24 protein-coding genes and 1 other RNA gene are annotated in these 17,694 nt (G+C 69.2%); 9 read left to right on the top strand and 16 right to left on the bottom strand.

The features are described 5' to 3' along the window. Window positions 1–54 precede the first annotated feature (54 nt). The gene (locus tag COA07_RS00690) at window positions 55–375 is read right to left on the bottom strand and encodes a hypothetical protein (protein WP_066706164.1); all 321 of its coding nucleotides are present in this window, start codon (window positions 373–375) and stop codon (window positions 55–57) included. After that, a complete protein-coding gene (locus COA07_RS00685) occupies window positions 372–920 on the bottom strand; it encodes a J domain-containing protein (protein WP_066706161.1) in 549 nt (182 codons plus the stop codon). The genes COA07_RS00690 and COA07_RS00685 overlap by 4 nt, the downstream gene beginning before the upstream one ends. A gap of 110 nt (window positions 921–1,030) precedes the next feature. On the opposite strand from COA07_RS00685, the gene COA07_RS00680 reads away from it, so the two are divergent. Beyond that, window positions 1,031–1,615, top strand: coding sequence for a pseudouridine synthase (locus tag COA07_RS00680; protein ID WP_066706156.1), 585 nt, complete (start codon window positions 1,031–1,033; stop codon window positions 1,613–1,615). Next, on the top strand, window positions 1,612–2,448 hold the full coding sequence (locus COA07_RS00675; protein ID WP_066706153.1) for a 23S rRNA (adenine(2030)-N(6))-methyltransferase RlmJ: 837 nt from the start codon (window positions 1,612–1,614) through the stop codon (window positions 2,446–2,448). Before COA07_RS00680 ends, COA07_RS00675 begins: the two co-directional genes overlap by 4 nt. A gap of 20 nt (window positions 2,449–2,468) precedes the next feature. On the opposite strand, the gene COA07_RS00670 is transcribed toward COA07_RS00675, so the two are convergent. The 10 genes from COA07_RS00670 to COA07_RS00625 form a co-directional block, all read right to left on the bottom strand. Next, a complete protein-coding gene (locus COA07_RS00670; protein WP_066706150.1) occupies window positions 2,469–2,789 on the bottom strand; it encodes a hypothetical protein in 321 nt (106 codons plus the stop codon). 158 nt (window positions 2,790–2,947) lie between these two features. Further along, window positions 2,948–3,345, bottom strand: an RNA gene (gene rnpB / locus COA07_RS00665) — RNase P RNA component class A. A 43-nt stretch (window positions 3,346–3,388) separates the two neighbouring features. Continuing rightward, window positions 3,389–4,078, bottom strand: a complete 690-nt coding sequence (locus COA07_RS00660) for an N-acetylmuramoyl-L-alanine amidase (RefSeq protein WP_066706147.1) — start codon at window positions 4,076–4,078, stop codon at window positions 3,389–3,391. A 78-nt stretch (window positions 4,079–4,156) separates the two neighbouring features. Continuing rightward, a complete protein-coding gene (locus COA07_RS00655) occupies window positions 4,157–5,035 on the bottom strand; it encodes a CheR family methyltransferase (protein WP_342747636.1) in 879 nt (292 codons plus the stop codon). 2 nt (window positions 5,036–5,037) lie between these two features. Beyond that, a complete protein-coding gene (locus tag COA07_RS00650; RefSeq protein ID WP_066706142.1) occupies window positions 5,038–6,066 on the bottom strand; it encodes a chemotaxis protein CheB in 1,029 nt (342 codons plus the stop codon). A 75-nt stretch (window positions 6,067–6,141) separates the two neighbouring features. Further along, window positions 6,142–6,507: a response regulator gene (locus COA07_RS00645; RefSeq protein ID WP_066706141.1), complete on the bottom strand. Its 366-nt coding sequence runs from the start codon at window positions 6,505–6,507 to the stop codon at window positions 6,142–6,144. Between the two features lie 79 nt (window positions 6,508–6,586). Beyond that, the gene (locus tag COA07_RS00640) at window positions 6,587–7,030 is read right to left on the bottom strand and encodes a chemotaxis protein CheW (RefSeq protein ID WP_066706138.1); all 444 of its coding nucleotides are present in this window, start codon (window positions 7,028–7,030) and stop codon (window positions 6,587–6,589) included. Then, complete coding sequence (locus COA07_RS00635; protein ID WP_066706135.1) at window positions 7,027–9,339, bottom strand: chemotaxis protein CheA; 2,313 nt, start codon at window positions 9,337–9,339, stop codon at window positions 7,027–7,029. The genes COA07_RS00640 and COA07_RS00635 overlap by 4 nt, the downstream gene beginning before the upstream one ends. A 97-nt stretch (window positions 9,340–9,436) precedes the next feature. Then, a complete protein-coding gene (locus COA07_RS00630) occupies window positions 9,437–10,087 on the bottom strand; it encodes a histidine phosphotransferase family protein (protein WP_066706132.1) in 651 nt (216 codons plus the stop codon). Window positions 10,088–10,095: 8 nt separating this feature from the next. Then, window positions 10,096–10,551, bottom strand: a complete 456-nt coding sequence (locus tag COA07_RS00625) for a M67 family metallopeptidase (RefSeq protein WP_083956646.1) — start codon at window positions 10,549–10,551, stop codon at window positions 10,096–10,098. A gap of 22 nt (window positions 10,552–10,573) precedes the next feature. Between COA07_RS00625 and COA07_RS00620 the strand changes: the two genes are divergently transcribed. Both COA07_RS00620 and rpoH read left to right on the top strand, forming a co-directional pair. After that, the gene (locus COA07_RS00620) at window positions 10,574–11,521 is read left to right on the top strand and encodes an RluA family pseudouridine synthase (RefSeq protein ID WP_066706221.1); all 948 of its coding nucleotides are present in this window, start codon (window positions 10,574–10,576) and stop codon (window positions 11,519–11,521) included. Between the two features lie 72 nt (window positions 11,522–11,593). Then, window positions 11,594–12,496, top strand: a complete 903-nt coding sequence (gene rpoH / locus COA07_RS00615; RefSeq protein WP_066488244.1) for an RNA polymerase sigma factor RpoH — start codon at window positions 11,594–11,596, stop codon at window positions 12,494–12,496. Window positions 12,497–12,549: 53 nt separating this feature from the next. Here the strand turns inward: rpoH and COA07_RS00610 are convergent, their stop codons facing one another. Then, on the bottom strand, window positions 12,550–12,909 hold the full coding sequence (locus COA07_RS00610) for an FtsB family cell division protein (RefSeq protein WP_083956643.1): 360 nt from the start codon (window positions 12,907–12,909) through the stop codon (window positions 12,550–12,552). Then, window positions 12,909–14,192, bottom strand: coding sequence for a phosphopyruvate hydratase (gene eno / locus COA07_RS00605; RefSeq protein ID WP_066706129.1), 1,284 nt, complete (start codon window positions 14,190–14,192; stop codon window positions 12,909–12,911). The genes COA07_RS00610 and eno overlap by 1 nt, the downstream gene beginning before the upstream one ends. A gap of 149 nt (window positions 14,193–14,341) precedes the next feature. Between eno and COA07_RS00600 the strand changes: the two genes are divergently transcribed. The 5 genes from COA07_RS00600 (at window position 14,342) to COA07_RS00580 (ending at window position 16,377) form a co-directional block, all read left to right on the top strand. After that, a complete protein-coding gene (locus COA07_RS00600) occupies window positions 14,342–14,833 on the top strand; it encodes a hypothetical protein (RefSeq protein ID WP_066706126.1) in 492 nt (163 codons plus the stop codon). A gap of 3 nt (window positions 14,834–14,836) precedes the next feature. Then, the gene (locus COA07_RS00595; RefSeq protein ID WP_066706123.1) at window positions 14,837–15,166 is read left to right on the top strand and encodes a phage holin family protein; all 330 of its coding nucleotides are present in this window, start codon (window positions 14,837–14,839) and stop codon (window positions 15,164–15,166) included. Then, window positions 15,163–15,477 (top strand): DUF3618 domain-containing protein, encoded by a 315-nt coding sequence (locus tag COA07_RS00590; RefSeq protein WP_066706121.1) that lies wholly within the window; start codon window positions 15,163–15,165, stop codon window positions 15,475–15,477. The genes COA07_RS00595 and COA07_RS00590 overlap by 4 nt, the downstream gene beginning before the upstream one ends. Before the next feature lie 11 nt (window positions 15,478–15,488). Then, window positions 15,489–15,938 (top strand): hypothetical protein, encoded by a 450-nt coding sequence (locus COA07_RS00585; protein WP_066706208.1) that lies wholly within the window; start codon window positions 15,489–15,491, stop codon window positions 15,936–15,938. 208 nt (window positions 15,939–16,146) lie between these two features. Continuing rightward, the gene (locus COA07_RS00580; protein WP_066488252.1) at window positions 16,147–16,377 is read left to right on the top strand and encodes a DUF4170 domain-containing protein; all 231 of its coding nucleotides are present in this window, start codon (window positions 16,147–16,149) and stop codon (window positions 16,375–16,377) included. A 36-nt stretch (window positions 16,378–16,413) separates the two neighbouring features. On the opposite strand, the gene COA07_RS00575 is transcribed toward COA07_RS00580, so the two are convergent. Further along, a complete protein-coding gene (locus COA07_RS00575; RefSeq protein ID WP_245841998.1) occupies window positions 16,414–17,190 on the bottom strand; it encodes an APH(3') family aminoglycoside O-phosphotransferase in 777 nt (258 codons plus the stop codon). An 11-nt stretch (window positions 17,191–17,201) separates the two neighbouring features. Next, window positions 17,202–17,678 (bottom strand): transcription elongation factor GreA, encoded by a 477-nt coding sequence (gene greA, locus COA07_RS00570; protein ID WP_066706117.1) that lies wholly within the window; start codon window positions 17,676–17,678, stop codon window positions 17,202–17,204. Window positions 17,679–17,694 lie beyond the last annotated feature (16 nt).

Genomic DNA, 17,694 nt, shown 5'->3' with positions numbered 1-17,694 from the left:
GTGTAGCGCATCGCACCGCCCCCCGCCATCCCGCGGCGGATCATCCCGGGGGCGTCATTCCGCCGCCTGGGACACCGCCTCCTGATCCAATAGCTGCGTCAGCGCGGTGACGTCCGCGCCCGCGGGCACGATCCGCCAGCGTCCGGGCCGGCGACTGTCCACCAGCGTCACCGCCCCCTTGGGACAGATGCCCAGGCAGCGCGTCTCGACCACGCCGATCGCCGCCTTGCGCCCCTTGCCGAAACCGGGTTCGTCGCGCAGCGCCTTCGTCAGCGATCGCTTGCCCCTGGGGCCGAACCCGCCGCCGATCTTCTTCGAACATTTGCCGCACACCAATAGCGCGGCGTCCCAATGGGAACGGACGTGGTCCTTCATTCCGCCGGCCCGGGGCGCCAGGTGCGCGCGTCCTCGGCGCTGCGCAGCACCTCGTACGCCGCCTGGATCGCATGGAAGCGCGCCGCGGCATCCGCGTCGCCGGGGCGCACGTCGGGGTGATGCGACTTGGCCAGCCGCCGCCACGCCAGCTTCACGTCGTCGAACGTCGCGTCGACCTCCAGCTCCAGCACCTCCAGCGCGCGCATCTCGTCGCGTGAGCGGGTGCCGTCGCCCGGCCCGGCCCATTGCTGATGACGCGACTGGGTGAAGCCGCCGGCATCGCGCCGCTCGTCCGCCTCGCGCTGCGCGGCTTCCTCCGCCGACAGCCCCTCGAAGTAGTTCCAGCCGCGATTGTATTCGGCGGCGTGAGTCTGGCAGAAATACCAGCGGTCCGGGCTGTTGGGGGATTTCGGCGCGGGGCAGTCGCCCGGTTCCTCGCACCCGTGGCGGTCGCACAACCGCACGGTCGTCGCTTCCCGGTTGGCGCCATAGCCGCGCCAGCGGGGAAAGCCCCAGTCGTTCGATCGGGAGGGAATACGTGCCATTCCTCCCGCACATAGGAGCGCGCGCCGCACTCGCCAAGCGTGCAACGGGTGGCCCGCTGTCGCGGCACGCGCCGGAAGACATGGCCGCCGCCCGGCGATATGAGCCGGCGATGGCCCGGCTGCTGCTGTTCAACAAACCCTTCGGCGTTCTGTCGCAATTCACCGACCGTGGTTCGCCGACCGTCCGGTCGACCCTGTCGGACTTCATCGACGTAAAGGGCGTCTATCCTGCCGGGCGGCTCGATCGCGACAGCGAGGGGTTGCTGCTGTTGTGCGATGACGGGCGGTTGCAGGCGCGCATCGCCGACCCGCGCTTCAAAATGCCCAAGACCTATCTCGTCCAGGTCGAAGGCGATCCGAAGGAACAGGAACTGGCGCGCCTGCGGCAGGGCGTCCGGCTCAAGGACGGCATGACGCTGCCTGCCGATGTCGCGCGCATCGACGCGCCGGACGTGTGGCCGCGCACGCCGCCGATCCGGGAGCGAAGGCTCATTCCCGACAGCTGGCTGCGCATCACCATCCGCGAAGGGCGCAACCGGCAGGTCCGCAGGATGACGGCGGCGGTCGGGCTGCCCACGCTGCGGCTGGTCCGCTGGTCGATCGGCGACTGGTCGGTCGACGGCATCGCACCGGGCCGGTTCGAGGAAGCGCACGCCGGCACAGGCGTTGATCGACAGGGTTTCGAACGGCCATGAATTACCGCCACTCCTTCCATGCCGGCAACAGTGCCGACGTCGTGAAGCACCGCCTGCTGATCGAGCTTGTCCGCGCGCTGCAGCAAAAGCCGGGCGCCTTGACCCTGATCGACACCCATGCCGGCTGCGGGCTGTACGACCTTGGCGGCGAACAGGCGCTACGCACCGGCGAGGCGGCACATGGCGTGCTGCGCGCCTTTGCCGACGCCAACCCGCTGCTGGACGACTATCGCGCCGCCGTCCGGGCGGTGAACGTCGGGCCGGAACCGCGTCTCTACCCCGGCTCGCCGCGGTTCCTGGCGCAGCTGCTGCGTCCGCAGGACGTGCTGATCCTGAATGAGAGACATCCCGAGGACGCCCGCGCATTGCGCGGTGCGATGCGCTCCACACCCGCCGCGGTCCATGAGCGCGACGCCTATGAATTATGGCTGGCGATGCTGCCGACGCGGACCGCTCGCGGCATCGTGGTGGTCGATCCGCCGTATGAACAGACCGACGAGCGCGACCGCATCACCGCGACGCTCGCCGCCGCGCACCGCAAATGGGCGCATGGCGTGACGGTCATCTGGTATCCGCTGAAGGACCGTACCGCGCACGAGCGGTGGAAGCATCACCTTCGCGCGCTGCGCATTCCGAAGTTTCTGGTCGTCGAACATTGGCTGTACGACGCCGATCAGCCCGGCATCTACAACGGCGCCGGGCTGTTCATCGTCAACCCACCCTATGCCTTCACGCAGGCGCTGCCGCCGTTGCTGGAGGCGCTCCGCACCGCCTTGGCGCCGGAGGGACACCGCGGCGCGATCACCGCGGACTGGCTGGCCGACGCGCGCTAACGGCGCCGCCGCCGGCCGCGTCAGTTACCGTCGGCGTCGACCGTGAACACCACTGGCTTGCCGCGCGTCGCCGGCTCCCAGCCGGCCGACAGGGCGGCCCGCACGCATCGGGTGATCGTCGCATCGTCCAGCGGAAGACGACCGCGCGGCAAGCCTTTCAACAGCCGCTTGGGCGGCGGGAATTCCACCCACGCCTCGCGCCGGGCATCGCGCTGCTGAAGGGCGATCGTCATCCCCTTCCAGCCTTCGTCATCCGATTGATGCGGTTCGCGTTGAAGGTGCCAGTCGTAGGTGGCACCATCCACCTCGACGCTGCCGCCGCTGCTATGGGACTTTGACATGCCGCGCCCCTAGCATGTCGGCGCGATCGGGACAGCTGGCAGCGGCACGCCCCGCGCCTGCGCGCGACACGGACGGGTTGTTGATGTGCAGCCCGAACCAGTTGGCCGGGGGCACGCCCCGCGCCTGCGCGCGACACGGACGGGGCAGCGGCAACGAAAACGTCAGAGGGCCTGTAAGCCGGGTTCTGTCCACTCCCCGAAGGAAGATGGGCGACCATTCCTCTCGGCGTGCCGTTGCCGACACGCTCCAGCAACCAACCCGGGCAGCGGGCGGGAACACGCCCCGGACGCATCGCTGCGCCCATGCCGCCCCTATTCGGTCTTGCTCCCGGTGGGGTTTACCGTGCCGCGGCCGTTACCGGCGCGCGCGGTGCGCTCTTACCGCACCCTTTCACCTTGACCGGGCCGAGGCCCAGGCCGTCTGCTCTCTGTTGCACTGTCCCTGACCGCGGGCTCGCGCCCTTGGCCGGCGGGCGTTACCCGCCACCGTCGTTCCGCGGAGCCCGGACTTTCCTCGGCATGTATCGCTACATGACGCGGCCGCCCGGCCCTCTGACGCGCCTGCCCCTAGCGTGCCGGCGCCGGTTAGGGAAGCGGCGTCAATCGTCGCCCTGCGGACGCGGCAGCAACAGCGCCAGCAGGATCATGCGACATTCCGCGTCGATTTCTCCGTCGATCAGTTCGGGGCGAAAACGCCGCTGGAACGCCATGATCGCGGCCATCCGGTCGCTGACGTCGTATCCGAAGCGCTCCAGCGCCAGGCAGAACGCCGCCTCTCCCCAGAACGGGTCCATCAGGTTCTTGGTCGGGCGCGGCAGCGCCAGCCGCAGCCGCGACAGGCGGTGCCACGGAAACAGCTCGCCCGGATCGCGCTTGCGCACCGGCGCCACGTCGGAATGGCCGACGATGTTGCCGCGCGTGATCTCGTATCGGTCCTTCAGGTGCGCGACCAGCCGCACCACCGCATCGACCTGCGGTTCGGGAAAGCGGCGATAGCCATGTTCGTGGCCGGGATTGACGATCTCGATCCCGATCGATGCGGAATTGACGTCGTCGATGTCGCGCCAGTGGCTCTTGCCGGCGTGCCAGGCGCGCTTGTCGTCGTCGACCAGCCGGATGATCGCGCCGTCCTCGTCGACCAGGTAATGCGCCGATACCTCGGCCGCGGGATCGCACAGCCGGTCGATCGCCTCCTGCGCGGTCTTCATGCCGGTATAATGCAGCACGATCATCGTGATCGGCAGCCGGCGGTCGTTGAAATTGGGCGACGGCATCTCAACGCAGTTCATCGCGTGCGCCGATCCTGTGCCCGTGTCCGTCCGATCACGCCCGCAACCCCCCGCATCCTTGCCGTGCGAGGGGCTTCCTTATGACGACTGTGCGCCCGACGCCACCTCCGCCGCACCGCCGGGTGCCGACGGGGCATGTCCGCTCGCCTCGTAGAAGCCGCGCGCGCGTCGGCTGGGGCGCAGTTCGTCCGACAGGCCGATCACCGTCTCCCCCGCGCCCAGCAGCAGCAGCCCGCCGGGCTTCAGCGCACCGGCCAGTCGCTCCAGCACCTGTCCGCGCAGGCGCGGCACCAGATAGAACAGGACGTTGCGACACAGGATCAGGTCGAAACGCCCCGCCGGGGGCGGTTCCGCGACCAGATTGTGCCGCCGATAGGTGACGGCGTTCAACAGCGGCCGGGATGCCGCCCACAGGCCGTCCGCGTTGGGCGAAAACCATTGCATCATCCGGCGGACCGGCAGGCCGCGCTGGATCTCGAACTGCGAATAGGCGCCCTGCCGCGCCCGCGCGATCGCCGCGCCCGATACGTCGGTGGCGACGATTTCCGGCATCCGCGGCCAGTTTTCCGCCGCCTTGCGCTCCGCGAACAGCATCGCCAGCGACAGCGCCTCCTGCCCGGTCGCGCAGGCCGCGCACCAGATATGCACCGGCATCCCCGCCGCCAGCGGCTCCGCCACGGCCTGGACCGCCGATTCGATCACCCCGGCATCGCGGAAGAACGACGTTTCCTGGTTCAGCAGCAGGTCGACGACCTTGTCCGCCAGCGCCTCGTCACGTCCCGCGCGCAGCCGCCGGGCCAGTTCGGCGACATCGTCGATCGACAGGCCGGCCAGCAACGGCTTCAGCGCGGTGTCCAGCCGCCAGCTGCGGTTCGGCGCGATCCGCTGCCCGGTGCGCTGCTCCAGCAGGCCGGCCAGCAGCCGCGCGCATCCCGGGTCGGCCGCGGGCACCGCCATGTTCATGCGATGCGCCCCGCCGATGCGGCGATCGACCGGCCCAGCGCGTCGGGCGGCAGGACCGCCTGCGCCAGCCCGGCGTCAGCCACCGCGCCCGGCATTCCCCATACCACCGATGTCGCGCGATCCTGGACCAGCACGGTGCCACCGGCCGCGCGTACCGCCCGCGCGCCCTCCAGTCCGTCGCGTCCCATGCCGCTCAGCACGATCGCCAGCAGGCGCGGGCCGTAGACCGCCGCCAGGCTGGCGAACATCGGGTCGACCGACGGCAGGTTGCCCGTGGGCACCGTGGCGTTCGACAGGCGCACCACCGCATCCTCCGGCGCGCGCCCGCTCACCGTCAGATGCGCGGTACCCGGCGCGACCAGCAGCTGGCCCGCGACGGCGCGCGCGCGATCGGTGGCGATCGCCGCCGGGCGGCGCGCCGACATCTGTACCTGGGCGGCGAAATAGGGGGAAAAGGCGGGCGGCAGATGCTGCGTCACGAAGATCGGCTGGCGCACATCCTCCGGCACTTCGCCCAGCAACGACGCGAGCGCGTGGATGCCGCCGGTGGACGCGCCGATCGCGATCGCATCGAACGCCGGCAGCGGTACCGGCGGGTGGATCGCGCGGCGCGGCGCCTCGACGGCCGATGTCGGCGGACGCGTCAGCATGTCCAGCCGCGCCAGCAACACCTCGCCGAACCGGCTGGCGAAGGCGCCGGCGTCGGGCTTCACCAGCGTGTCGGCGGCACCCAGCGCCAGCGCGCGCATCGTCATCGCGGCGCCGTCGGCCGCGGCGCTCGACACCACCAGCACGCGCGCGCCCTGCCCCGCGGCGATCAGCTGCGGCAGCGCGTCGATGCCATGGGTATGCGGCATCTCCAGGTCGAGCAGGATCAGGTCGACCCGCTCGCGCGACAGGAATTCCAGCGCGCGGCGCGCGTCCGGCACCGCGGCGGCCAGGGCGAAGCGATTCTCCGACGTCACGAACCGCGACAGCACCGCGCGCGCGACCGCCGAATCGTCGACGATCAGAACCCGCGGCACGACGCCGCCGGCGGCCTTCGCAGTGGAAAGAGAACTATGCACCTCGGGCTGCCTCAAAGGCGTCGCGTCGGCGGGTCAGGCCACGCCGACGATCTGCAGCTTGCTGTGCAGCGTTTCGCGGTCGAACGGCTTCATGACATATTCGTCCGCCCCCGCCTCGATCGCGGCGCGGATATGCGCCATGCCGTTCTCAGTGGTGCAGAACACCACCTTGGGCCGGTGCGACAGCGTTTCGGTGCCCAGCGCGCGCAGGAACTCCATCCCGCTCATCACCGGCATGTTCCAGTCCAGCAGGACGACGTCGGGCGTCGACAGCCGGCATTGTTCCAGCGCCTCGCGCCCGTCGGCGGCCTCCGCCACGGTGAAGTCCAGCGTTTCCAGGATATGACGGGCGACCTTCCGAATCACCTTCGAATCATCGACGATCAGGCAGGTCTTCATGACGCGGTCCCAGCTTACTCAGCACACGGCGGCAGTATGCGCGGTAACATGTTGTTTTGGCGTTAATGCGCGCCGGCCATCATTCGATTGCACCGGCCCGGGCGACCAGGCGGTCGATGTCCAGCGCCAGCAACGTTTCCTGGCCGCGTTCCGCCACCCCCGACACGAAGTCCCAGGCCGCGTCGGACGCGCCGCCCATGCCGGGCGGCCGCGGCGCGATCTCCACCGCCTCCACGTCCTCCAGCATGTCGACCGCGATCGCGTACAGATGCCCGTCGACCATCGTCGCGACGGCATGGCCGATCGCGCCGTCCCCCGTGGGCCGCGGCGGCACGCCCAGCAATTGGCGCACGTCCAGCACCGTGGCGACGCGGCTGCGCATCGCCGCCAGCCCGATCACCGCCGGTCCCGCGCCGGGGGCCGGCACCGCGCGGTCCAGTTCCACTACCGACGCGACGCGATCGGTGTTGAACATCACGCCGCAGCCGCCGACATGCGCGATCAGGTGCAGGGTATCGGTCACGCGCGATGCTCCTTCAGCGCCGCGACCAGCGCGGCGCGGTCATAGCGGTACAGCGGCTGGCCGCGCGTCCGGCTCAGCCGGATCGCGGGGCATGGCGCCGTGTCCGCCTCCTCCTCGATCGCCAGCGCGACGGTCGCGCGCTCGCCCGGCGGCAACGCCCGTACGACGCGATAGCCCGATTGCTCGATCGCGGGCTTCAGGAACGTCTCCATCCACGCGCTGTGGCTGCCGTGCAGCAGGCACAACGGGCGCTCGCTGGCGACCGGGACGTCGGTGAACAGCATCAGCGGGTCGACCAGTTCGATCGGCTCGCCTTCGATCACCACCAGCCCGGCGACCGCCCCGGCCCCCGCATCGGCCGGCGCGGGCGCGATCTCCTCGGGCAACGGCATGATCTCGATCGGCTCGGCGATCGGATAGGCCAGTTCCTGACCGTCCAGTTGCAGGCGAAGCACCTTGGCGATCGTCTCGGCCCGCACCTTCTGCCCATTCCACACCGGCACCGACCGCCCCTCGACGGTCAGCCACAGTCCCCCCGCAACGGCGCGAATCGCGCCCGGTTCGATGCGTTCGATGCGATCCACCGCGTCCGAAACGATCATCCGCCGCGCACCGTCCACGTCGTCGAACAGCAGCGCCGGCACGCCCTGCGCGACCGCCACGTCGGCCACCTGCTCGCGCACCGTCTCGAACACCAGCCCGGCGCGCTGCGCGATCCCCGCGCAATCCAGCAGCAGCACGGGCACGCCGTCGTCGGGCAGCATCTGTCCGGCATAGATTCCGGCGCGCATCACCGGCGGCGCGGCGGGCTTCACCACCAGTTCCTGGGTATCGTCGACCGCGTCGATCGCCAGCGCGAACCGCCCCTGGCGCAGCGACACCACAGCCAGATAGCGCGGCGATGCGACGCCGTGCGCCATGCCGATCACCTCCGGCAGCGACACCATCGACAACCGCTCGCCGCGCAGCATCGCCAACGCGCCGTGCCCGCCGACACGATCGATACGCGTCCCGCCCTGCCCGACCTGCACGATCTCGTCCACCGACTGGCGCGGGATGGCAAAGCGTGTGCCCGCCACCTGCACCAGCACCGCGTTCAGGATCGCCAGCGTCAGCGGCACCTCCAGGGTGACGGTCAGCCCCTGTCCCGGCCGGTTCGACAGCGCGATGCGGCCGCCGATCTGCTCGACGTTCGAACGGACCACGTCCATGCCGACACCGCGCCCCGACAGCGTCGTCACGTCATCGCGCGACGACAGCCCCGGTTCGAAGATCAGCGCCAGCGTCTCGTCCTCGTCCATCGCGCGCAACGCCGCGATGCGCGCGGGCTGCGCCAGCGCCACCTTGTTGACCAGCGCGTCGACATCCACCCCGCGCCCGTCGTCCGCGATCTCGATGATGATGAGATTGCCGGCCTGCCGCGCCACGACGCGCAGCTCGCCGGCCCCCGGCTTGCCCGACAGGATGCGGTCGGCGCGCGATTCGATGCCATGGTCGATCGCGTTGCGGACCATGTGCGCCAGCGGATCGCGCAGCAGCTCGATCATCTCGCGGTCTAGTTCGACGTCGCCGCCCTCGACCACCAGGTTGACGGTCTTGCCCGCGGCATGGGCGGCATCGCGCACCAGCCGGGGCAGCGCGGAGAACAGTCCCTCCACCCGCTGCATCCGCGTGCGCGTCACGATGTCGCGCAGGTCGTCGACCGAAATGCTCAGCCGCTCCAGCATCGCTTCCAGCCGCGGGTCGTCGATCTGGCGCAGGTGCCTGCCCAGCTGGTTGCGCGCCAGCACCATGTCGGACACGCCGCTCATCATCCGGTCGAGCAGGTCGACCGAAAGCCGCACCGATCGCGTCCCCGCGCGCGGACCGGCCGCGCGGCGGTCGCTTCCCGCCCGCTCGCCCGGCGGCACGGCGCCGACGATCGGCACCGCCTCCACCGGCACGCCATTGTCGAGCGCCGCGATTAGCGCGTCCTCGCCCTCTTCCGGCACGGAGGTGTCCGCGTCGATCGCCTCCACGATCTCGCCGATGCGGTCGATGATCGCCAGGATCGCGCTGACCAGCGCGGCGTCGGGCATGCGCTCGCCGCTGCGCACCGATGCCAGCGCATCTTCCGCCGCATGGCTCAGCCGCGCCAGCCGCGGCAGGTCCAGGAACCCGCAGCTGCCCTTGATGGTGTGGACGAAGCGGAAGATCGCATCCAGCCGCGCGCGGTCGCGCGGGTCGGCTTCCCACCCGACGATCTCGCCCGACAGCGCCGCCAGCGTCTCGCGCGTTTCGGCGATGAATTCCTGAAGAAGGTCGTCCATGCAGTCCCGTCGCGTCCGTTCGCGCCGGTACTGGCATGGCGGGGGTTAAAACCGCCTTTACCGCGTCGGTGGTCCCGGTCGCCTCAGGCCGGCCGCCTCACGCCAGCCGCGACGGCAGCGTCGCGCCGAACAACAAAGTGTTGTCGACCGGGTCGGTGACCATCACCGATCCGCCCGCATCGGCGACGATCGCATGGACCAGGAAGGCCGCCGCCGCGCGTGGCGTCACCGATTCGCCGCCCGACCCGTCGGTCAGCGTGGCGCGCAGGTCCGGGTCCAGGATGACGCGCGGCCCTTCGGCACGCAGCACGATCTCGGTCGTATGCTCGCCCTCCTCGGTGCCGATCGTCACCGTGCCGCCGCGCACCAGCGTGTCGCCCGCGATCAGCGCCAGGTTCAGCAGCACCTTGACCGCCGCCTTGGGCAGTTCCGGCTCCTCGACCGCCCAGTGCAGCGTCAGCCGCTTGTTCTCCGCCAGCAGCCCCTCGACCGCGCCGCGCGCCTCGCGCATGTCGACCCGATCGCCGAAGCCGCCCGCCGCACCGAACGCCAGGCGGAAGAACTTCAGCTTGTTCGCCGACGCCCGCGCGCTCTCGCTGAGCAGTTCCAGACAGCGGGTGCGCATCGCCGGGTCGGTTTCGTCCGCCAGCAGTTCCAGCCCGTTGCTCATCGCGCCGATCGGCGACAGGAGGTCGTGGCACAACCGCGAGCACAGCAGGCTCGCGAAGTCGACCGGGCTGATGGTCATGGGTGAATTTACCTTGAGGACGTCGCAGGATGGCTGCCTTGTGGCGATTGCCCGCCGCCTTCGCAACCTAATGTGGCAAGCGTCACCGCAGCGAAGCGTCCGTGCATCGCACCGTCCGCCACCGCGCGCCACGCCGTCACCTCCTCACCGGCGACGATGATCCAGATGCTGCCGTCCGGCGCTGCATCGGCGGCATCGCGCGGCGACGGCTCGGCCCGGCCGGACGGGTGCGAATGATAATGGCCGATCACCTGCGGCCCGCCGCCGCGTGCCGCGCGATGCGCCGCGATCAGCGCGCGCGGATCGAGCTCGAAGCGGATCGCCGGATCGTCCGCGACATTGGCGCACGGCACGATGTCCGCGATCTGCCCGGCGCAGCCGAGCAGCAGCCCGCACACCTCGACCGGACTGGCCCGCGCCAGCGCGATCAGTTCGTTGCGATGCGCGATTGAAATGCCGATCATCGTCGCCATCTACCACAGGACAATGAACCGGGGGGTTTCCATCATCGAAGCGACGATCGCGCCGGCCGCCGACGGCTGGCGGCTCGATCGCGCGCTGGCCGACGCGGTGCCGACGCTGTCGCGGGAGCGGCTGAAGGTGCTGATCAACGCCGGCCATGTCTCCCAAGACGGGCTGGCGGTGCGCGATCCCTCGCGCAAGTCGCGCGGCGGCGAGGCGTTCGCGGTCGCGGTCCCCGCCCCCGCCCCGGCGCATAACGAGGCGCAGGACATCCCGCTGGTGGTGGCGTTCGAGGACGAACATCTGATCGTCGTCGACAAGCCGGCCGGGCTGGTCGTGCATCCGGCCGCCGGCAATCTCGACGGTACGCTGGTCAACGCGCTGCTGCACCACTGCGACGGGTCGCTGTCGGGGATCGGCGGCGTCGCGCGGCCGGGCATCGTCCACCGCATCGACAAGGATACGTCGGGCCTGATGGTCGCCGCCAAGACCGACCGCGCGCACGAAGGGCTGGCGAAGCAGTTCGCCGCGCACTCAATCGACCGGCGGTACCGCGCGATCGTCGGCGGACGGCCGATGCCGCCGGCCGGCAGCGTCGACGCGCCGCTGGCCCGTTCGCCGCACAATCGCAAGAAGGTGGCGATCGTCGCGGGCGGCAAGCGCGCGGTCACGCATTACAGCACTCTCCACCTGCTGCGCGAGGCGGCGCTGGTCGAATGCCGGCTGGAAACCGGACGCACGCATCAGGTGCGCGTCCATATGGCGTCGATCGGCCACGCCTTGCTGGGCGACCCGGTCTATGGTAGAACAAAACAGGCTCACAAGCGCGTTCTGGAAACCCTGGATTTCCGTCGCCAGGCATTGCACGCCGCACGGCTCGGGTTCATCCACCCGATAACAAGCCACGCTTTGTCGTTCGAAAGCGTGATGCCGGCAGACATGCAGGAACTGTTCAGTCAGCTTGTCGTATAGGTTCGGACCACGCCGGATCGTGCCGCATCAGGGCGGCCCGGCGTTCTCCGCGAGGAAGGGAGACAAAGGATCATGGCAACCCGCAGCAACGTCCCGGCGACGATTCCTGCCCTTGGCGGGGAGCAAAGCCTCAATCGCTACCTTTCCGAGATCAAGAAATTCCCGATCCTGGCGCCCGAGCAGGAATATATGCTCGCCAAGCGTTTCCAGGAACATGGCGACACCGACGCTGCGGCGCAGCTGGTGACGTCGCACCTGCGGCTCGTCGCGAAGATCGCGATGGGCTATCGCGGCTACGGCCTGCCGGTGTCGGAGCTGATTTCCGAGGGCAATATCGGCCTGATGCAGGGCGTGAAGAAGTTCGAGCCGGATCGCGGCTTCCGCCTCGCCACCTATGCGATGTGGTGGATCCGCGCCTCGATCCAGGAATTTATCCTGCGCAGCTGGTCGTTGGTGAAGATGGGCACCACTGCCGCGCAGAAGAAGCTGTTCTTCAACCTGCGCCGGATGAAGGCGCGCCTCGATGCGTTCGAGGACGGCGATCTGCGTCCGGAGGATGTCGAGAAGATCGCCACCGATCTGGGCGTGACCGAGGCAGACGTGGTCAGCATGAACCGCCGCATGGCGATGGGCGGCGATACGTCGCTCAACGTGCCGATGCGCGAGGATGGCGAGGGCCAGTGGCAGGACTGGCTGGCCGACGATTCGCCGCTTCAGGACAGCGTCGTCGCCGATCAGCAGGAAGCCGACGTGCGTCACGACATGCTCGTGTCCGCGATGGAGGATCTGAACGATCGCGAAAAGCATATCCTGACCGAGCGGCGGCTGACCGACGATCCCAAGACGCTGGAGGAGCTGAGCCAGGTCTATGGCGTCAGCCGCGAGCGCGTCCGCCAGATCGAGGTGCGCGCGTTCGAGAAACTGCAGCGCGCGATGATGCGGCTGGCGGGCGAAAAGCGTCTGCTCACCGCCTGACCGGCGCTGGCAGGCAGGAACGAAAAGGGCGGTCCCGACGGGCCGCCCTTTTTTCATTTCAGCGGAACGATCACCTCGTCCGGGTGCGCGACGTTCAGTTCCTTGCGCACCAGTTCATCGACCATGTCCGGGTTGGCGTGGCGCGGATCGAGCAGCGTGACGCGGTTCTTCAGCATCGCACGCCGCTGATCAAGCGTCGCATATTGTTTCTCGCGCTGCGCCAGCTGCCGCTTGTAATCGCCCAGCGCCAGCACGCCGTTCGGCCCCAGCACCGCATAGGCGCCGAAGAACACCAGCACCGCCATGAAGATCGCCGGGGCGAGCGCCCGGCGCAGCGTGGCTTTCAGCGGATGGGGCTTGCGGGGCATGGCGCCGCGACTGTCGCGCGCCGCCGTGCCCTTGGCAAGCGCCATCAGCCGCGCCGCCGCAGGATGTCGCGGCCGGCGTAATGCGCCACGTCGCCCAGCTCTTCCTCGATGCGGATCAGCTGGTTGTACTTGGCGAGCCGGTCGGACCGCGCCAGGCTGCCGGTCTTGATCTGGCCGCAGTTGGTCGCGACCGCCAGGTCGGCGATCGTCGAATCCTCGGTCTCGCCCGACCGGTGCGACATCACCGCAGTATAGCCGGCGCGCTCGGCGATGCGGATCGCCTCCAGCGTCTCGGTCAGCGTGCCGATCTGGTTGACCTTCACCAGCAGCGAATTGGCCAGCCCCTTCTCGATCCCCATCGTCAGACGCTTGGGATTGGTCACGAACAGGTCGTCGCCGACCAGCTGCACCTTGCGGCCGACCGCATCGGTCAGCGCCTTCCACCCCTCGAAATCGTCCTCGGCCATGCCGTCTTCGATCGACAGGATCGGATAGCGCGCGACCAGATCGGCGAGGTAGTCGGCCATCGCGCCCGGCTCCAGCGTCAGGTTCTCGCCGGAGATGACGTACTTGCCGTCCTTGAAGAACTCAGTCGCCGCGCAATCGAGCGCCAGCATCACGTCGTCGCCGGGGGTGTAGCCCGCCGCCTCGATGCTCTTCATGATGAAGTCGAGCGCGTCGGTGGTGCTCGCCAGGTTCGGGGCGAAGCCGCCCTCGTCACCCACCGCGGTCGCCAGCCCCTTGTCGTGCAGCCCCTTCTTGAGCGTGTGGAAGATCTCCGATCCGCAACGCACCGCGTCTGCCAGCGTCGGCGCGCCGACCGGCATGATCATGAACTCCTGGAAATCGATGGGGTTGTCGGCATGTTCGCCGCCGTTGATGATGTTCATCATCGGCACCGGCAGGACGTGCGCCGCCGCGCCGCCGACGTAGCGGTACAGCGGCAGCCCGCGCGCATCCGCCGCCGCCTTGGCGACCGCCAGGCTGGCGCCCAGGATCGCGTTCGCGCCCAGCCGGCTCTTGTTCTCGGTACCGTCCAGCGCGATCATCGCACGGTCGATCTCGATCTGGTCCTCGGCGTCCAGCCCGATCAGCGCCTCGGCCAGGTCGGAATTGACCGCGTCGACCGCGATCTCGACGCCCTTGCCGCCCCATTTGCTCTTGTCGCCGTCGCGCTTCTCGACCGCTTCATGCGCGCCGGTCGATGCGCCGGAGGGCACCGCGGCGCGACCGAAGCTGCCGTCTTCCAGCAGCACGTCGACCTCGACGGTGGGGTTGCCACGGCTGTCGATGATCTGGCGGCCGTGAAGGTCGATGATTGCGGTCACGAAACGATCCCCTTATCTGTTTGCCCGGAGCGGCAGCGCGTTCCGCCTCTAGCGGGCATGGTGCGTCGCCGCAACGCGATGGCGCACCGCGCGGGAACCCGACATGCCATCGTCGGGTTGTTTCGTTTCGACCAGGGAAGGAATGGATCATGGCCGATCAACACGATCACGACGCGGCTCCTTCGACGAGCGATATCGACACCCCGGCGGCGACGGCGCCCATCGGCGAAACCAATGCTGCCGAGCCGGCATCGGGCGGCACCTTCGCCACGGCGCGCCAGACGCTGGCCGACAATGTCGCCAAGGGGCGCGAACAGGCCACCGACAAGGCACGCCTCTATGCCGAGGACGGCAAGGCCCGCGCCACCAGCGCGCTGGGCCAGCTGTCGACCATGCTGAACGATGCCGCCGCGCAGGTGGATGAGAAGATCGGTGAGCAATACGGCCAATATGCCCGGCAGGCCGCCGATCGCGTCCAGGGGCTGTCCAGCTCGATCGACGCCAAGACGGTCGACGATCTGGTCGCCGACGTGCGCGAACTGGTAAAGAAAAGCCCCGCGGTCGCGGTCGGCGTGGCCGCCGGCATCGGCTTCGTCGTGGCACGGCTGCTGTCTTCCGGCCTCGACCACCGCGACGCCTGATCCATGGGGCTTCGCGAACCGCTGCTGGAGGATCACAGCATCCCGCATCTCTTCGCGCGCCTGACCAGCGACGCGCGCGAGGTTGCGCAGGCCGAGATTGCACTGGCCAAGGCGAAGGCGGGGGACATGGTATCCCGCTACAGGGCGGCGGCGATCTACTTCGTCGTCGCCGGGGTGCTGGCATTGGCGGCGCTGATCGCGCTGCTGGTGGGGTTGATCCTCGCGCTGGCGACGCTGATCGGTCCGGGTCTCGCCACCCTCGCGGTAGTGGGCATCACGCTCGCCGTCGCTGGTGGCCTCGGCTATGCCGGGTCGGTGAGGCTGTCGCGATGAGCGACGTCGCAGCGGCACAGGCCCGCGCAGAGGCGGCGCGGCAGCGCCTGACCGACACGGTCGAGACGCTCCAGACGCAGCTTGCCCCCGAACGGATCGCGCGCCGCGCGGTCAGCGAGGTCAGCGAAACCGGCACCCGAGCGGCGCAGGCCTCGGTAGAGGCGGCGCGTCGCAACCCCGTCGCGGTGGCGGGCGCCGCCGCGGTGCTGCTGGCCGCGTTCAATCGCAAGCGCATCGCGGCGCTGTTTTCGCGCCCCGCCAAACGGAAACCGCTCCTCTCCATCAAGCGTTCGTCCGACCACGGCCGATGAAGGAACCGATGATGACCGACCACCACGACACCCATGCGGAGCACCACGGCCGCATCCGCGACGGCATCGACACCGCCGCGGACAAGGCGTCCAGCGCCTATGACGCCGCGCGCCACAAGGCGAGCGACGCGGCACAGGCGACCGTGCAGACGCTGGAAACCAACCCGCTCGGCGTCGTCGTCGGCGGCATGGCGCTCGGCGCGCTGGTCGCGCTGGTGGTGCCGCGCGGACAGCGCGAGAAGGATTTGCTCGCCCCGGTAGGGCGCAAGGTCGCCGCCGCCGCCGTCGCCGGCTTGGCTGCCGCCAAGGAAGCGGGCCGCGCCGAGCTCGATCAGCTGGGCCTCAACAAGGGCGCAGCGAAGGATCAGGCCAAATCGCTGTTGCAGGGCGTGGTGAAGGCGGCAACCTCGGCCGGCACCGCTGCCGCGCAGGCGGGCAAGGAACAGGTCAAGGGCGGCTGATCACCGACGAAGGCGCGCGCGGGTCTTCAAACCCGCGCCACTTCGCGATAGAGCATCCGGCACAAGCGACGTCGGGCAGCACGTCGCCGCGCTGAACGGGAGAGGAGATCGCACCGGCGGCACGCAGCCGGAGCGATCTCCTCTTCTCCGTTCCGGGGTGATCGCTGCCAGCCGTGTTTGCGATCCTTCCCTCCCTCAGGAACCGCGCATGAGCAAATTGCATCTGGTGTTCGGCGGGCGCGTCAACGATCCGCGTACGCTCGACTTCAACGATCTCTCCTCGATCGAGGTGGTCGGCATCTTTCCCGACTATGCCAGCGCCGAAAAAGCGTGGCGCGCCGCCGCGCAGCGCACCGTCGACGATGCCGAGATGAAATATGTGGTGGTGCACCTGCACCGGCTGCTGGAACCCGACCTTCTCGCCAAGCCGGCACAGTAAGCTTCTCCCGGCCCCTTTGCGAACCGGAGGGGCCGGTCAGAACAATTCGTCGAGGCAGCGGTGGAACGCCATCCGCTGCCGATCGGGTGAGGCGACGCCGATCGCAGCGAGGAACGCGCGCTCCGCCGCCGGGTCGATCTCCGCCAGATTGGCGCACAGGATCGCGATATCCTGATACGGGTCGGCTACGCCCATCCGGCCGACGTCGAGGCAGCCGGTCACCTGACCATGTTCGTCCATCAGAAGATTGCCGAGCGAGAAATCGCCGTGAGTCACCACGCGCCGGTGCAGGTCGGGGTCGTACAGCGCCTCGGTATGCGCCAGCATCCGCGCCGCATCCCAGCCGAGGTGATCGTCGTCGAAATCGTCGACGTCCACCTCCCCCGCCGCCACGCGGCGCCGCGCGGCCGCCAGCCGCAGCGCCGCGCCCGCCTCGAACGGGCAATCGTCGACCGGCAGCGCGTGAAGCCGCTTCAGGAAACCGGCAAAAGCGGCGATGATGACGGGCAGCATCGCCGGATCATGCTCCAGCCACGCGTCGCCCGTCCGCCCCGCCACCGCAGCGGTCAACAGCCAGGCGGCGTCGCCCTCGTCCACGAAGGCGACCGGTCGCGCAACGGGGACGCCCCCCTGCAACCAGCGCAGCCGCACCGCCTCGTCCACGACCGCCTCCGCGACCGCGCCCGTTCCGTATTTCAGATAAAGGGACGGGGCGCCATCCCGCGTCAGGCGATGGATGACACCGCCCGATTCGCCCGCCTCGTCGCGGTGCCATTCATATCCGGCGAGCCGGGCATCCCACGACGCCGGCAGGACATGCCGTGTCAGATAAACTCGATCTTCGACACGAGGTAGTAACGGTCGCCCGCCGGCACCGACACCTCCACCTCGTCATCGACGCTGCGCCCGATCAGCGCGCGGCCGAGCGGGGAATTGTAGCTGATCCGCCCACTCTTGGCGTCCGCCTCGGTCTGGCCGACGATCTGATAGCGGACCGGCTTGTCGTCCTCGTCCATCAGCGTCACGGTCGCGCCGAATACGATCTTGTCGCCCGACAGGTCCTTCGGGTCGATGATCTGCGCGCGGCTCAGCTTGTCCTCGATATCGGCGATCGTCGCCTCTACCTGGCCCTGACGCTCCTTGGCGGCATGATATTCGGCGTTTTCCGAAAGGTCGCCGTGCGCACGCGCTTCCTCGATCGCATCGACGATCTGCGGGCGTTCGATCTTGAGGCGCTTCAGGTCTGCGGTCAGCTTCTCATAGCCTTCCTGCAGCATCGGCATCTTCTCGACGGTCGCCATCGCTTATCCTTCAAAA

This window comes from Sphingomonas adhaesiva (genome assembly GCF_002374855.1).
Taxonomy (GTDB): Bacteria; Pseudomonadota; Alphaproteobacteria; order Sphingomonadales; family Sphingomonadaceae; genus Sphingomonas; species Sphingomonas adhaesiva.
This window is presented reverse-complemented; position numbering and strand designations above follow the sequence as displayed.

Excerpts from the sequence above, each read along its gene's own strand:
- COA07_RS00630 (WP_066706132.1), bottom strand. The coding sequence starts at position 10,087 with ATGACCATCAGCCCGGTCGACTTCGCGAGCCTGCTGTGCTCGCGGTTG.
- COA07_RS00610 (WP_083956643.1), bottom strand. The coding sequence starts at position 12,909 with ATGGCGCTTGCCAAGGGCACGGCGGCGCGCGACAGTCGCGGCGCCATG.
- COA07_RS00685 (WP_066706161.1), bottom strand. The coding sequence starts at position 920 with ATGGCACGTATTCCCTCCCGATCGAACGACTGGGGCTTTCCCCGCTGG.
- COA07_RS00600 (WP_066706126.1), top strand. The coding sequence starts at position 14,342 with ATGGCCGATCAACACGATCACGACGCGGCTCCTTCGACGAGCGATATC.
- COA07_RS00585 (WP_066706208.1), top strand. The coding sequence starts at position 15,489 with ATGACCGACCACCACGACACCCATGCGGAGCACCACGGCCGCATCCGC.
- greA (WP_066706117.1), bottom strand. The coding sequence starts at position 17,678 with ATGGCGACCGTCGAGAAGATGCCGATGCTGCAGGAAGGCTATGAGAAG.
- COA07_RS00625 (WP_083956646.1), bottom strand. The coding sequence starts at position 10,551 with ATGATCGGCATTTCAATCGCGCATCGCAACGAACTGATCGCGCTGGCG.
- COA07_RS00595 (WP_066706123.1), top strand. The coding sequence starts at position 14,837 with ATGGGGCTTCGCGAACCGCTGCTGGAGGATCACAGCATCCCGCATCTC.
- COA07_RS00690 (WP_066706164.1), bottom strand. The coding sequence starts at position 375 with ATGAAGGACCACGTCCGTTCCCATTGGGACGCCGCGCTATTGGTGTGC.
- COA07_RS00620 (WP_066706221.1), top strand. The coding sequence starts at position 10,574 with ATGAACCGGGGGGTTTCCATCATCGAAGCGACGATCGCGCCGGCCGCC.
- COA07_RS00645 (WP_066706141.1), bottom strand. The coding sequence starts at position 6,507 with ATGAAGACCTGCCTGATCGTCGATGATTCGAAGGTGATTCGGAAGGTC.
- COA07_RS00675 (WP_066706153.1), top strand. The coding sequence starts at position 1,612 with ATGAATTACCGCCACTCCTTCCATGCCGGCAACAGTGCCGACGTCGTG.
- COA07_RS00590 (WP_066706121.1), top strand. The coding sequence starts at position 15,163 with ATGAGCGACGTCGCAGCGGCACAGGCCCGCGCAGAGGCGGCGCGGCAG.
- COA07_RS00655 (WP_342747636.1), bottom strand. The coding sequence starts at position 5,035 with ATGGCGGTGCCCGCGGCCGACCCGGGATGCGCGCGGCTGCTGGCCGGC.
- COA07_RS00635 (WP_066706135.1), bottom strand. The coding sequence starts at position 9,339 with ATGGACGACCTTCTTCAGGAATTCATCGCCGAAACGCGCGAGACGCTG.
- COA07_RS00670 (WP_066706150.1), bottom strand. The coding sequence starts at position 2,789 with ATGTCAAAGTCCCATAGCAGCGGCGGCAGCGTCGAGGTGGATGGTGCC.
- COA07_RS00660 (WP_066706147.1), bottom strand. The coding sequence starts at position 4,078 with ATGAACTGCGTTGAGATGCCGTCGCCCAATTTCAACGACCGCCGGCTG.
- COA07_RS00580 (WP_066488252.1), top strand. The coding sequence starts at position 16,147 with ATGAGCAAATTGCATCTGGTGTTCGGCGGGCGCGTCAACGATCCGCGT.
- rpoH (WP_066488244.1), top strand. The coding sequence starts at position 11,594 with ATGGCAACCCGCAGCAACGTCCCGGCGACGATTCCTGCCCTTGGCGGG.
- COA07_RS00680 (WP_066706156.1), top strand. The coding sequence starts at position 1,031 with ATGGCCCGGCTGCTGCTGTTCAACAAACCCTTCGGCGTTCTGTCGCAA.